Source organism: Streptomyces sp. NPDC030798 (genome assembly GCF_055572275.1).
Map to the genome: position 1 here is coordinate 445,738 of NZ_JBVIDR010000004.1, position 13,880 is coordinate 459,617.

At 74.0% G+C, this 13,880-nt stretch carries 10 protein-coding genes; 7 read left to right on the forward strand and 3 right to left on the reverse strand.

Annotation, left to right across the window (positions count from 1 at the left end):
• The first annotated feature begins 20 nt into the window (after positions 1 to 20).
• Positions 21 to 1,274: an NAD(P)/FAD-dependent oxidoreductase gene (locus tag ACZ404_RS12575; protein WP_468438851.1), complete on the forward strand. Its 1,254-nt coding sequence runs from the start codon at positions 21 to 23 to the stop codon at positions 1,272 to 1,274.
• A 215-nt stretch (positions 1,275 to 1,489) separates the two neighbouring features.
• Here the strand turns inward: ACZ404_RS12575 and ACZ404_RS12580 are convergent, their stop codons facing one another.
• Positions 1,490 to 3,661, reverse strand: a complete 2,172-nt coding sequence (locus tag ACZ404_RS12580; RefSeq protein ID WP_468438853.1) for a SpoIIE family protein phosphatase — start codon at positions 3,659 to 3,661, stop codon at positions 1,490 to 1,492.
• A 373-nt stretch (positions 3,662 to 4,034) separates the two neighbouring features.
• Here ACZ404_RS12580 and rsgA point away from each other — a divergent pair, with 373 nt between their 5' ends.
• The 3 genes from rsgA to ACZ404_RS12595 all read left to right on the forward strand — a co-directional run bounded on the left by rsgA (position 4,035) and on the right by ACZ404_RS12595 (position 7,484).
• Positions 4,035 to 5,135: a ribosome small subunit-dependent GTPase A gene (gene rsgA, locus ACZ404_RS12585; RefSeq protein WP_468438855.1), complete on the forward strand. Its 1,101-nt coding sequence runs from the start codon at positions 4,035 to 4,037 to the stop codon at positions 5,133 to 5,135.
• A 448-nt stretch (positions 5,136 to 5,583) separates the two neighbouring features.
• Positions 5,584 to 6,978: a bifunctional transcriptional activator/DNA repair enzyme AdaA gene (locus ACZ404_RS12590; protein WP_468439001.1), complete on the forward strand. Its 1,395-nt coding sequence runs from the start codon at positions 5,584 to 5,586 to the stop codon at positions 6,976 to 6,978.
• The gene (locus tag ACZ404_RS12595; protein WP_468438857.1) at positions 6,978 to 7,484 is read left to right on the forward strand and encodes a methylated-DNA--[protein]-cysteine S-methyltransferase; all 507 of its coding nucleotides are present in this window, start codon (positions 6,978 to 6,980) and stop codon (positions 7,482 to 7,484) included. The genes ACZ404_RS12590 and ACZ404_RS12595 overlap by 1 nt, the downstream gene beginning before the upstream one ends.
• On the opposite strand, the gene ACZ404_RS12600 is transcribed toward ACZ404_RS12595, so the two are convergent.
• Complete coding sequence (locus ACZ404_RS12600; RefSeq protein WP_468438859.1) at positions 7,481 to 7,852, reverse strand: PPOX class F420-dependent oxidoreductase; 372 nt, start codon at positions 7,850 to 7,852, stop codon at positions 7,481 to 7,483. The genes ACZ404_RS12595 and ACZ404_RS12600 overlap by 4 nt on opposite strands.
• A 161-nt stretch (positions 7,853 to 8,013) precedes the next feature.
• Here ACZ404_RS12600 and ACZ404_RS12605 point away from each other — a divergent pair, with 161 nt between their 5' ends.
• The 3 genes from ACZ404_RS12605 (at position 8,014) to ACZ404_RS12615 (ending at position 12,470) form a co-directional block, all read left to right on the forward strand.
• Complete coding sequence (locus tag ACZ404_RS12605) at positions 8,014 to 9,546, forward strand: GDSL-type esterase/lipase family protein (protein WP_468438861.1); 1,533 nt, start codon at positions 8,014 to 8,016, stop codon at positions 9,544 to 9,546.
• A 187-nt stretch (positions 9,547 to 9,733) separates the two neighbouring features.
• A complete protein-coding gene (locus tag ACZ404_RS12610; RefSeq protein ID WP_468438863.1) occupies positions 9,734 to 11,584 on the forward strand; it encodes a protein phosphatase 2C domain-containing protein in 1,851 nt (616 codons plus the stop codon).
• A gap of 436 nt (positions 11,585 to 12,020) precedes the next feature.
• Positions 12,021 to 12,470, forward strand: a complete 450-nt coding sequence (locus tag ACZ404_RS12615) for an ATP-binding protein (protein WP_468438865.1) — start codon at positions 12,021 to 12,023, stop codon at positions 12,468 to 12,470.
• Between the two features lie 110 nt (positions 12,471 to 12,580).
• On the opposite strand, the gene ACZ404_RS12620 is transcribed toward ACZ404_RS12615, so the two are convergent.
• Positions 12,581 to 13,624, reverse strand: a complete 1,044-nt coding sequence (locus tag ACZ404_RS12620) for a DUF2637 domain-containing protein (RefSeq protein WP_468438867.1) — start codon at positions 13,622 to 13,624, stop codon at positions 12,581 to 12,583.
• Between the last annotated feature and the right edge of the window lie 256 nt (positions 13,625 to 13,880).

Genomic DNA, 13,880 nt, shown 5'->3' on the forward strand with positions numbered 1-13,880 from the left:
AGAGCCGCAGAGGAGAGAACATGACCGCCGACACGGCATTCCTGATCGTCGGAGCCGGCCTGGCCGGTGCGAAGGCGGCGCAGACCCTGCGCGAAGAGGGGTTCGACGGCCCGGTCGTCCTGGTCGGAGAGGAGACGGAGCGCCCCTACGAGCGGCCGCCCCTCTCCAAGGGCTACCTGATGGGCAAGGACGAGCGGGAGTCGGTCTACGTCCACCCCGCGCAGTGGTACGCCGAGCACGACGTCGACCTGCGCCTGGGCGTCGCCGTCACCGCGATCGACCCGGCCCGGCACGAAGCGACGCTCGCCGACGGCAGCCGGCTCGGCTACGCCAAGCTGCTCCTGGCCACCGGCTCCTCACCGCGCCGCCTGCCGGTGCCCGGCGCCGACCTCGACGGGGTCCACTACCTGCGCCGGCTCGCCGACAGCGACAGCATCAGGAAGGCCGTCGCATCCGCGTCCCGCATCGCGGTGGTCGGCGGCGGCTGGATCGGTCTGGAGACCGCGGCCGCCGCCCGCACGGCCGGCGTGGCGGTCACGGTGCTGGAGTCGGGGGAGCTGCCCCTGCTGCGCGTGCTGGGCCGCGAAGTGGCCCAGATCTTCGCCGACCTGCACACCGACCACCAGGTCGACCTGCGCCCCGGTGCCCGGGTCACCGGGATCACCGGGGCCGACGGCCGGGCGGACGGCGTGCTGCTGGCCGACGGCAGCCGCGTCGACGCCGACGCGGTGATCGTCGGGATCGGGATCACCCCCAACACCCGACTCGCCACCGCCGCCGGCCTCGACGTGGACAACGGCATCCGCGTCGACGCCCGTCTGCGCACCTCCGACCCGGACATCCACGCCGCCGGCGACGTCGCGTGCGCCTTCCATCCGCTGCTCGGCAAGCACATCCGCGTCGAGCACTGGGCCAACGCACTCAACCAGCCCCAGGTCGCGGCCAAGTCGATGCTCGGCCAGGACGTGACGTACGACCGCGTTCCCTACTTCTTCACCGACCAGTACGACCTGGGCATGGAGTACATCGGCCACGTCGAACCCGGCGGATACGACCAGGTGGTCTTCCGCGGCCGGACCGACACCCGTGAGTTCATCGCGTTCTGGCTCGCCAAGGGCCGGGTGCAGGCCGCCATGAACGTCAACGTCTGGGATGTCACCGACACCCTCCGCACCCTCGTCACCTCCGGGAAACCGGTCGATCCGGCGCGGCTCGCCGACCCCGGCGTACCCCTGAGCGCCCTTCTCGACGGGCCCGACTCCACCGGCCGATAGGCCGGAGACGGTGATCGGACCCCCCACCTTGTCGGGCGGTGCCGGTGTCAGTGGTGACTGCGCCGCGACCCCCGGCGAGGACCGGCTCGGGGGAGCGGCGCGCCCTCGCGGCCCTTGCGGGCGGATCCGGCGTCCGGCTGCCCCGGTTCGCCTCGGCCACGGACGCCTGTGAAGTCTGCCGCAGCACGTCCGTCCTCGGCTTCGTCGCACCCCCGTCAGGTGGCGGTCACCACGAGCGCGGCCCGGTCGTCGAGGGAGGCATCGCCCGCGAACGTGGTGACCGCGGCGGTGACGGAGTCGACGAGGGTGGCGGCAGTGGGCGTCGCGGTCCGGTCGGCGACGAGCGCGTGGGCCAGGCGGTCCTCGCCGAAGAATGCGCCGTCGGCGGAACGAGCCTCGGTGATGCCGTCGGTGACCAGGACCAGGCTGTCGCCGGGGTGCAGGGCGACATCGCACGGGCAGAAGCCGGGGTCGGGACGGATGCCCAACAGCAGGCCCGGGTGGGTGAGTTCTTCGACCGCGCCGTCGGCTCGGCGCACGAGGGGCGGTACGTGGCCTGCCCGAATCAGGCTGAGCGCGAGGTGGGACGCGGAGCGCCGCAGCTCGCCGTAAACGAGCGAGACGAACTGGTCCTCTTCGGCGGGGCCCGCCGTCAACGCGTCATTGATGGCGGCGACCACCGCGGCCGGGTCGTCCAGAAGGCGGGCGGCTGCGCGTGCGGTGTGGCGCACCATTCCGGTGGTGGTGGCCGCGAGTGCGCCGCGCCCCGACACATCGCCGATCATGAACGCCCAACGGTCACCGGACAGCGGGAAGACATCGTAGAAGTCGCCGCCGACATCGAGTCCTTCCCCGGCCGGACGGTACGAGGCGGCCAGGGCCGCGCCGGGAATCCTGGGCAACTCGGGAGGCAGCAGGCCTGCCTGCAGATCGTGGGCCAGCCGGACACGGTCGGTGAACTGGTGGGCGTTGTCGGCACTCGAAGCGGCCCGGCGGGCCAGCTCCTGCGCCAGGGCGATCGTGTGGTCGTCCATGGTCGGGGAGGTGGTCAGCAGGGTCAGCGTGCCGAACGTACGGCCCCGGGTGGCCAGCGGCACGCACACGTAGCGCGCGACGCCGAGTTGGGCGCAGTGGCTGCCCGTGTGTGCCGTCTCGATGGTGCCGGAGGCCAGTACACGGGCGACGGCGGCGTCCACGTCGTCGCACAGCGCGGGGGAGCAGAGAAGCTGTTCCTCCTCGGGCGTCGAGGCGGCGACGGCGATGCGGCGGGTCCGGCCGCGCTCGACCACATGGACGGCGCACAGCGGCGCCAGGGCCGGCACGGTCAGCCTGGCCAGGCACTGCAAACTCTCCGCATAGTGCGTCTCGCCCGTGATGGCGGTGCTCGCTTCCAGCAGGAAGGCCAGATCCTCACGGACTGCGTTCTCACGCTCCTGGGCGACGTGCCTCGCCCTCACCGTGAGGTGGCGTTCGATGGCCAGCGCGGCTATGCGCGTGAACACAGCGCTGAGCGTCACATCCCGGTCCGCGGGAGCTTTGGGAGCGCGGTGGTACATCGCGAACGTGCCCAGGAGCCGGCCGTCCGCGTCCTGGATCGGCGTGGACCAGCACGCCGCGACCCCGGCTCGCAGCGCCAGGTCGCGGTAGTCCTTCCACAGGGGATCCGTGGCGATGTCCGTGACGATCACGGGTTCGCGCCGAAAGGCGGCCGTGCCGCACGAGCCGGCACCCTCGCCGATGTGTGTTCCGTCGATCGCCTCGTTGTAGAAGTCGGGCAGGCGCGGTGCGGTGCCGTGCCGCAGGCGCCGTCCGTCGGGATCGACGAGCAGTACCGAGACGATCATGTCCGGGGAGAACTCTTCGATCGCCCTGGCCATGCCGTCGAGGATCTCGGCGAGAGGGGCGTCGCGCGCTATCTGCTCGAGCAACACGCGCTGCTCCGAGGCCAGGAGATGCGCGTCGTGGTACGCGGTGGTCTCGACCGCGATCACCACGACCCCGTCGATCCGCCCGGCCTCGTCCCGGCGGGGCTCGTAGGTGAAGTCGAAGAACCCCTCCCGCTGCCTGCTCGGCTCTCCCAGCAGGAGCCGCCCGTCCTGGGCCCGGTATGCGACGCCGCTGCGGTAGACCTCGTCGAGCCGGTCGAGGACACCCTGCGGAACCAGTTCCGGAATCATCTCTGCGATCGGCTCGCCGACGCGCACGCGGTCGCACCCCACGGCCTCGCAGAATCCCGAGTTCGCCGCTTCCAGCAGGTGCCTCGGCCCACTGAGCGCGGCGAAGATCACCGGGGCCTGCCCGAAGAGGTCCGCGTACTCCTCGCTCCGCCGGTCGATGGGAACGGAGCGGGCCGTGGGCGAACTGCGGGGATCGGAATATATGGACATGACAGGCCGCCTCTCCTGTCTCCTCCACCTGCTGACGACGCCGTCTCGCCCCTCCACTCTGACATATGTCTCCGTTGTCTCCGTTTTTCCAGGCCGGCCGCGGCCGAGGCGGTCACAACGACGCTTCATGAGCGAAGGGAAAATTCTGTGGTGCGGCAGAGCGAGCCCCTCTAGGGTGGGGCGTGCTCCTCGCGGTGGCCGTCGGCTGCCGCGGTCAGTCGTGCGAAGAACGGGAGGTGTGACCGATGGCTGTCTCTGTGATGGGCGCTGCCCGCAATCAGAAGTTCATCCACTCCACCTCCGTGGTCTCCGGCTGACCTTTCCCACACGCGCACTTGCGCAGAGCCGGGGCCGCCCCTGTGAAGGGTTCCCCTTGAATTTCTCTTCTCCTTCGGCTTCGTCGCACCCTCTTGTCGCCTACGGCTGGGACGAGGGCTGGGAAGCCGAGTTCGCTCCCCATGCCGAGCAGGGCTTGCTGCCCGGCCGTGTCGTACGGGTCGACCGTGGCCAGTGCGACGTGGTCACGGCCGACGGCGTGCTGCGCGCCGACACCGCGTTCGTCACCCCGCACGACCCGATGCGGGTCGTGTGCACCGGCGACTGGGTCGCCGTGGAACCCGGCGGCAACCCCCGCTATGTGCGCGCGTATCTGCCGCGCCGCACCGCCTTCGTGCGCTCCACCTCCTCCAAGCGGTCCGAGGGGCAGATCCTCGCGGCCAACGTCGACCACGCCGTCGTCGCCGTGTCCCTCGCCGTCGAACTCGACCTCGGGCGCGTCGAGCGGTTCCTGGCCCTGGCGTGGGAGTCCGGCGCACAGCCCGTGGTCGTGCTCAGCAAGGCCGACCTCGTGCCGGACCCGGTGACGCTGGCCCATCTCGTCCAGGACGTGGAGACGAGCGCGCCCGGCGTGCCCGTGCTCACCGTCAGCGCGCTGCACGGCGACGGGCTCGACGTGCTCGGCGCCCTCGTCGGCACGGGTACGTCCGTGCTGCTCGGGCAGTCCGGTGCCGGCAAGTCGACGCTGGCCAACGCGCTGGTCGGCGAGGACGTCATGGACGTACGGGCGGCCCGGGACGTCGACGGCAAGGGACGGCACACCACGACCACCCGCAACCTGCTGCCGCTGCCCTCCGGGGGCGTGCTCATCGACACCCCCGGGCTGCGTGGCGTCGGGCTCTTCGACGCCGAGAGCGGGGTCGGGCAGGTGTTCGCGGAGATCGAGGAACTGGCCGGGCAGTGCCGTTTCCACGACTGCGCGCACGACTCCGAGCCCGGCTGCGCGGTGCGCTCCGCCGTCGAGAACGGCGACCTTCCGGTCCGCCGCCTGGAGAGCTACCGCAAGCTGCTCCGGGAGAACCAGTGGATCGTCGCCAAGACCGACGCGCGGGTCCGTGCGGAGCTTCGACGCGACTGGAAACGGAAGGGAGCGGAGGGCCGAGCAGCGCTGGCGGCCAAACGGGGCCGCCGCCACTAGCCCCCCGACGCACCCCGCCCCCGCCGCCGGCCACCCGCCGGCGGCGCGCGGTGACGGACCTCCCGGCGCGGCGCCGGCCTCCCCACGGGTCCGGCCCGCCCCCCACCGCCTTCCTCCCGCCCCGTGCCCGGCGGCAGACCGCCGGTGACCGGTGAGGACTGCCCGGCCGGAGCCCCGGGGCGTGAGGACGGCGTCCGCCCTTGGCACGGTGGGCCCGCGCGGCGCCGTGGCGGCCTCCGCCGGAGCCCGGCGGCGGCACGTCCGGTGCGCGGTGGAGCGTCCCGCCCCGGGTGTGGTGGACTCCGTCCGGCACGCGGTGGCGGCCTGCCGACCGGAGCCGTCCGGAGGCTCGGTCGGGGTGTGGGGCGGGCCGGGTGGCGCTGTCCTCATCTGTGTGTCCGATTTCCGCCAGCCCCGTCCGCCGCCGCGATCCAGACTGGACACCGTGATGGACGAGGACAGCAGGTATGAGGCGGTGCGCAGTCGGGACGGGAGGTTCGACGGAGCGTTCTTCTTCGCCGTCGAGACGACCGGGATCTATTGCCGGCCCAGTTGCCCGGCGGTGACGCCGAAGCGGCGCAACGTGCGGTTCTTCCCGACGGCCGCCGCCGCGCAGCGCTCCGGGTTCCGGGCCTGCCGGCGGTGCCGGCCGGACGCGGTGCCGGGCTCCGCCGAGTGGAACGTCCGCGCGGACGCCGTGGGCCGGGCCATGCGCCTGATCGCCGACGGCGTCGTGGACCGCGAGGGCGTCGCCGGACTCGCCGCCCGGCTCGGCTACAGCGCCCGGCAGGTGCAGCGCCAGCTCACCGCCGAGCTCGGCGCCGGACCCGTCGCCCTGGCCCGGGCCCAGCGCGCCCACACCGCGAGGGTGCTGCTGCAGACCACCGAGCTGCCGGTCACGGAGATCGCGTTCGCCTCCGGGTTCGCCAGCGTGCGCCAGTTCAACGACACGATCCGCGAGGTGTACGACGCGACGCCGACCGAGGTGCGGGCCACCGCACCCCGGGGCAGGGACGGCCGCCGGGCCGCCCCAGGCACCGGCATCCCCCTCCGGCTCGCCCACCGCGGCCCCTACCAGGCCGGCGTCGTCTTCGACCAGCTCGCGCGGGAGGCCGTACCCGGTGTCGAGGAGGTGAGCGGCGCCCCCGGCGGCCGTACCTACCGGCGCACCCTGCGGCTGCCCCACGGCACCGCGCTCGTCGCCGTCGCCGAGCGCACCCGGGCGCCCCGGGCGGGCACCGGCACCCATCCGGGCGGCTGGCTCGACGCCCGGCTGGAGCTGACCGACCCCCGGGACCTGACCACCGCCGTGCAGCGGCTGCGCCGGCTGTTCGACCTCGACGCGGATCCGTACGCCGTCGACGAACGGCTCGGCGCCGACCCACGACTCGCCCCGCTGGTCGCCGCCCGGCCCGGCCTGCGCTCACCCGGCGCCGTCGACCCGCTGGAGCCCGCCGTACGGGCGCTGGTGGGCGTGGCCGGGGCCGCCGACCTGGTCCGGCGGTACGGCAAGACGCTCGACGCGCCCAGCGGCAGCCTCACCCACCTCTTCCCGGAGCCCGCCGCACTGGCCGGAGCCGAGCCCGGCGGCCCGCTCGGCGCGCTCGCCACCGCCCTCGCCGACGGGACCCTGCGGCTCGATCCGGGCGCCGACCGGGACGAGGCAGAGCGGGCCCTGCGCGCCCTGCCCGGCATGACCCCGGCCGCCGTCGCCACCCTGCGCGTCCGCGCCCTCGGCGACCCGGACGTCACCCCGCCCGGCCCGGACGCCCCCGACACCTGGCGCCCGTGGCGCTCGTACGCCGCCCAACACCTCTACCTGGCAGGAGAGTTGACGCACTGATGGAGACGACGACCTACTGGACGCACGTGAACACCCCGCTCGGGCACCTGCTGCTCACCGCAGGTCCCGACGGCGCGCTCACCTCCCTCTCCCTGCCCGGCCAGAAGGGCCGCCGGACCGTGCGGGACGACTGGCGCCGGGATGCCGGACCGTTCCGGGAGGCCACCGAGCAGCTCGGCGCGTACTTCGCCGGTGAACTCAAGGACTTCCGGCTGCCCTTGCGGACGGACGGCACCGCGTTCCGGGAACGGGTCTGGGCCGCCCTCGACTCCGTGCCGTACGGGGCCACCACCAGCTACGGCGAGATCGCCGCCCGGATCGGCGCACCGCGCGCCGCCGTCCGCGCGGTCGGCGGCGCGATCGGCGCCAACCCGCTCCTGATCCTCCGCCCCTGCCACCGCGTCATCGGCGCCGACGGCTCCCTGACCGGCTACGCGGCCGGCCTCGACCGCAAGGTACGGCTGCTGACCCTGGAGGGCGCCCTCAAGGGCCCGGAACAGGTCTAGCTCTCCTCCAGCCCCCAGCTGTGCACCCGGCGGGGATGGACGCGGATCAGCTCCTCGCTGAACTGCGGGCCCAGTTCGTGCGGGCCGACGAGGAGTTCGGCCTCGCCGCGGATGTCGACCCCGCGCACCCGCCAGGGCCGTACGCTCACCACGTCGTCCACCACCAGGGCGATCTTCGGGTTCTCCCGCAGGTTGCGCCACTTCTTCGTGGTGCCCATCGCGTAGCCGCCGATCAGGATCGTGCCGTCGTCCTGGAGGAAGAAGCCCACGGGGTTCGCCTGCGGCTGCCCGTGCGGATCGACGGTGGCCATCCGGGCCAGCCGCTGCGAGCGCAGGTACGACACTTCGGCCTCGCTGAATCCGGTCATGACGCCAGCCAAGCACCCGCACCCGCCCCGCACATCGGCACTCCGCCCTAGGGCTCTCGTCCTACGCCGTGCGGGTGGACCGGTGGTGAGGTTCCGGTGCCGGGCGCCGGGCGTGTGGCACGGTCGCCTCCGACGGCCACGGGAAAGGGCGGGCGGCACACATGGGCAAGGTCCGGCGGCTCCTCACGACGCTCCTGCTCACGGCACTGCCGACCACGGCGGCGACCGCGACGGGTCTCTCCGGAACGGCCGCCGCCGCGCCGGCCGTCACGGAACGGGCCGCCGCCGCGCAGGCTGTCTCCGGACGGTCCGCCGTCGCGTCCCGCATCACCGGACAGCCGGTCACCGCGCAGCCTGGCTCCGGAGGGTCCGCAGCCGCATCCGATGTCACCGGCCAGCCCGTCGCCGCGCCCGGCATCGCCGGACGGACCGCCCCCGCCCTCGGTATCGCCGGACGGACCGCCCCCGCCCTCGGTATCGCCGGACCGACCGCCCCCGCCCTCGGCATCCCCGGACCGACCGCCCCCGGTATCGCCGGAGCTGCCGCCCCCGTACCCGCCCCGGCATCCTGGATCGGCAGTTGGGAGGCGGCTCCCTCCGGTACCGCGCCCGCGTTGCCCGGTGCCGCCGTCCGCAATGTCGTGCACCTCAGCGCCGGTGGCGTCGCCGTGCGGATCCGGGTCAGCAACCGGTTCGGCACCGCCCCGCTGCGGCTGGGCGCGGTCACGGTCGCCCTGCGGCGCGGTGCCGGGCCGGACGCCGTGCCCGGCAGCCTGCGCACCGCCACCTTCCACGGCGTTCCGACCGCCACCGTCCCGCCGGGCACGGACCTGCTCACCGACCCGGTGCCGCTGCGCGTACCGGCCGCCGCCGACCTGCTGGTCACCGTCCTCACCCCGGCCGACTCCGGCCCCGCCACCTACCACCGCACCGCGCTGCAGACCAGCTACCTGGCCCGCGCCGGCACCGGCCACACCGCCGACGAGAGCGGCTCGGCGTACACCACCCGCACCGCCTTCTGGTACTACGTCACCGGCGTCGACGTCCTCGGCCCCGCCACCGGCAGCGTCGTCGCGCTCGGCGACTCCCTCACCGACGGCAACGGCTCCACCCCCGACACCAACCACCGCTGGCCCGACCTGCTGGCCCAGCGCCTGCCCGGCCTCGGCGTGCTCAACGCCGGCATCGCCGGCAACCGCCTGCTGCGCGAGGGCGCCGGGCCGAGCGCCCTGGCCCGCCTGGACGCCGACGCCCTGGACCGGGCCGGCGTGCGGGTCCTGATCGTCTTCGAGGGCATCAACGACATCAAGGGCACCCCCCTGGCGGACGATCCCGCCGCCTTCGCCGCCGCGTATCGCACGCTCGTCGCCCGCGCCCACGCCCGCGGCATCCGGGTCGTCGGCGTCACCCTCACCCCGTACGGCGGCTACCCCGCCTTCACCGCGTCCGGCGAGGCGGTACGGCAGCGGGTCAACGCGTTCATCCGCACCGGCGGCGCCTTCGACGCCGTCGCCGACGCCGACGCCGCCGTACGCGACCCGGCCGCCCCCGACCGGATCCTGCCCGGCTACGACCCCGGCGACCACCTGCACTTCAACGACACCGGCATGCGACGCATCGCCGACACCGTCGCCGACGCCCTGACGCCGGCCCATGGTCAGCGGGAGGCGGTGGCGTCGCCGTCCCGGTCCTGATCGCGGCAGACCCAGCCCCGCTCGTAGGCGTACCAGCGTGGGACCGCCCGGCGGCCTCTTCACGTCGTCACCCGCCTGACGTACGGCAGTTCGGGCCGTCCCCCGACGCGCCGCCCTTGCGGGTCGGTGCGCCCGATTTTCCCGATGCCCCGTTTTCATACGGCCCGTGCGGTGGACAATTACGGGCATGAGCCAGCAGGGGGGCAGGCCCGCCCGTCGCGAGGACGACTGGTGGGAGCAGCTGTACGACGACTCCACCGAGGACACGGGCCCCACGCCCGCCCCGGACTCCCTCGACGACCGCTACGCCTCGGCGAGCAGCACGGTCACGGGGCGCCCGAGCGGGACACGGGAGACCGGGGCCGACACCGCGCGCCCCGCCCCACCACCCCGGGACCCGCTGCTCCCACCCCAACGCACGGCAACCCCGCCACCGGTGCCTCCCCCCGAGGACGCGCCGACGGCTTCACCGACACCGACGGGCCCCACAGCACCACCCGGGCAGGAACCCGAGCCTTCCGAGCCCCAGCTCGCCGCGCCCCCGCAGACGCCGGACCTCCCCACGGGCTCGCGGCACAGGGTGGACCCCGCACCCCCCGCTCCCTCCCAGCCCACCGACGCCCTGCCGGACCCCAGGGCCACAGGCTTCCCCGCCACTCAACCTCACGGCACCGAACAGCCCGTATCCGACCCCCAGGCCCTCACCGCCCCCCGGCCCTCGACCGACTACGGGTCCTCGACGGACTACGGGTCTTCGAGCGACCTCCAGCCTTCAAGCACCCCCAAGCCCTCCACGGCCCCCCGGTCCTCGACCGACTACGGGCCCTCGACCGACCCCGCGCCTTCGAGCGACCCTCAACCTTCAAGCGCCGCCAAGGCCTCCGCTGACCCCACATCCTCCGCCGGCCCCAAGGCCTCCACCGACCCCAAGGCCTCCACCGACCTCAAGCCCTCAGCCGCCCCCAGGCCCTCCACCGATCCCAAGCCCTCCGCCGACCCCCAGCCCTCAGCCGCCCCCAACCCCTCAACACCCGTCCGCTCCCCGGCCTCACCGCCCCCCGTACCCCCCTCCGCGCTCGACTACGTCGGTTCCGGGCCCCCCACCTACGACCCCGAGCCCACCGCGCTTCCCGCCGCTGATCCGGACCGGCTGGGGGAGTTGGTCGCCGACACCGTGCTGGACGGGGCCTGGTACGGGGCCTGTACGGTGCGGGCCGTGTCCTTGCGGGGAGACTCCGCGCGGTACCGGGGCGAGCCGCGCCGGGACGCGCTGCTGACCGCGCGGTTCGGGGCGGGGGAGCACGCGCTGCTGCTCGTCGCGGTGGCGACCGGCGTGCGGGCCACGCCCGGCGCGCACCGGGCGGCGGCCGAGGCGTGCCGGCTGATCGGGCGGGCCGTGGGCCGCAGTCATCAGCGGCTGGTGGACGACATCCTGGCGGCCCGGCGCGGCGAGCTGAAGTCGGGCCTGAACCGGCTGACCGACCGCAGCCTCGGCCGGCTGCGCGCCGACGCCGTCGCCCAGGGCCTGGACCCCGACGAGCACACCGCGAGCCTGCGCTGTCTGCTGCTGCCCGCCGACCCCGACTGCCGTACCCGCGTGTTCTTCGGCGCCGGCGACGGGGGCCTGTTCCGGCTCCGGGACGGCGAGTGGCAGGACATCGAGCCCCGCGTGAGCCCCGCCGACACCTCCGGCGCCCCCGTCGCCGGCTTCGGCTCGGCGCCCGCCGAGACCCCGCAGGGCGACCGGCTCACCATGGACCTCGGCATCCCGACCCCGCCGAGCCCGTACGAGCCCGCCCCCGAGCCGCCCCGCGAACCCTTCCGGTTCCGCGCCTCGGTAGCCCGTCCGGGTGACGTGCTCGTGATGGCCACGAGCGGGCTCGCCGACCCGCTGCGCGGCGAGCCCGCCCTCTGCGCCTACCTGGCCCGCCGCTGGTCCGGCCCCCCGCCCGGCCTCGCCGCGTTCCTCGCGGACGCCCAGGTCCGGGTCAAGGGCTACGCCGACGACCGTACGGCGGCCGCCGTCTGGGAGGCGTAACGGCGGCCCCTGTGAGGGCCGAGTCGGACTGCCGGTCGCGGGCCTGCCCCCGTACGGCACCGCCGACGCCCGTCCCCACTTCGCCGCGATGGCCCGCTCCTGCGGTGACCCGGCGCCTGGAACGGCGCTTTCCGGCCAGTTTCACGTCCGGTGACGACCCGTCGACAGCGGGTGCGAGACGTGCCGGACCGCCCGTGCTGGGGCGCGCGGGGCGCCGTACGGCGCTCCTGCCGGGCCGCGCGCGGGTGCAACGGCCTCCGCGGGCCGGGCGGGAGCGCCGCGGACGGTGGCCGAACAGGTGACCGTCGGTGAGGCCCCATGACTGCCCGCGGACTCGCTGGGCATGGATCCCCGTGAACGTGTTCGACCAGGAGGGGCAGGGTCCAGCGGCGTGCGGGCGGGGGTCATGAAGAGGCAGGCACGAGGAGGCGGTCCCGTGGCCATCGGGGCCTCCTCGGCGAAGGCGGGGGAAGAGACCGACACCATCACGGAACGGGCGCATCCGACCCAGCTCAGGCGCAGACTGGGGCGGGCGGATCTCGGGGCGGTGCCCGAGGCGCGCCGGGAACTGCGCCTGCTGCTGCGGCACTGGGGCAAGCCGGGCCGCTCGGAGATAGCCGAACTGCTCACCAGCGAACTCGTCACCAATGCACTCGTCCACACCGACGACGACGCCGTCCTGACCGCGGTCGTCCTGCCACACGGACTGCGCGTGGAGGTAAGGGACTTCGTCGCCCGCAGGCCGCGCCTGTGCGTGCCGGACAAGGAGGAGGACACCCACGGCCGGGGACTGGTGCTGGTGCAGTCCCTCGCGGACGCCTGGGGCGTACGGCCGCACGGTGTGGGCAAGTCGGTGTGGTTCGAACTCGGCGCCGAGGCCGCCTGAGAGCGGCAGCCCGACAGCGAGAGTCTGAGAGCGATGCGGGGCGAGCACACGAACGGGACGGGGCGTGACCCGCGCGGTCACGCCCCGTCCCGTGATGAGCTGCGTCGTCCCTAGCCGAACTGCTGCTCCAGGTCCTTGAGCTTGCGCTCCAGGGAGTCCAGGCGGGGCAGGGCCATCGTGTCGTCCTCCGCGGTGAGGTCGACGGTGACCGGCTCAGTGCCCTTGCGGACCGGCTGCAGGGAGGGCCGAGAGCGTACGGGCAGCGGCTCCGGCGCGGATATGGCAGGCTCCGCAGTGGCCGGAGCGGGGCCGCGCTCCACCGCCTGGACCTCGACCTGGCGGCCGCCGCCCCTGCCGACGAAGCCGCGGTGGCCCCGGCTGATGGCCTTCAACTGGGCGCGCTCCATGCGCTGCTGGTCGCGACGGCGCCGGCGCGTCTCCTCCTTCTGCCGCTTGTCCTCGCGGACCTCCTCCACGGCCTCGTCCAGGCTGCGCACGCCCTCCAGGAGCATCAGCGACCAGGCCCGGTAGGTCTCGCGGGGGGCGCGCAGCCAGCGCACGATGCGGATCTGCGGCAGCGGACGCGGCACCAGGCCCTGCTCGCGCAGCGCGGCCCGGCGGGTCTGCTTCAGCGCGCGGTCGAACAGGACGGCCGCGGACAGCGACATGCCGGAGAAGAACTGCGGGGCGCCCGCGTGTCCGGCACCCCGGGGGGCGTGCACCCAGTTGAACCAGGCCGCCGCAGCGGCGAACAGCCACACCAGAATGCGGGAGCCGAGGGCCGCGTCACCGTGGCTGGCCTCGCGCACCGCGAGGACGGAGCAGAACATCGCCGCGCCGTCCAGGCCGAACGGCACCAGGTACTGCCAGCCGTCGGTCAGGCCGAGGTTCTGTTCGCCGAAGCCGACCAGGCCGTGGAAGGACAGGGCGGCCGCGACCGCCGCACAGCAGAACAGGAGCACATAGGAGGCGGTGCCGTAGATGGCCTCCTTGCGTCTGCGGCGCTCCTCGCTGCGCTCCCAGGAGTCGTCCGCGCTCGCGCTCTCCCCGGAGGAGCGCTTGCCGCGCGCGAGCACCGCCACCGCGACCAGCATGCCCAGGAGCAGGACGCCGCCCGGAAGCAGCCAGTTCAGCGATATGTCGGTCAGTCTCATCAGGGGTCCCTTGCATTGGGATAGGGCGTAACGCCCGCCATAGTGGCCCACACCCGAGCGCCCTCAGGGGGTTTCGGGGCAAGAGGCCGCCATAAAGGTGCAAGGGGTTGCCCAGGACGACGATCTGCTCGAACTGCCGCGTGAGGGGCGGGAGTTGAGTTCGAATAAGACTACCCGTACGGGTGGTTCCTCGGAAAGTTCCCGTGCACAGTGGGGAAGTTGTGAAGTGCCTGCCCGTCGGGCCGGGGGTCTCGAC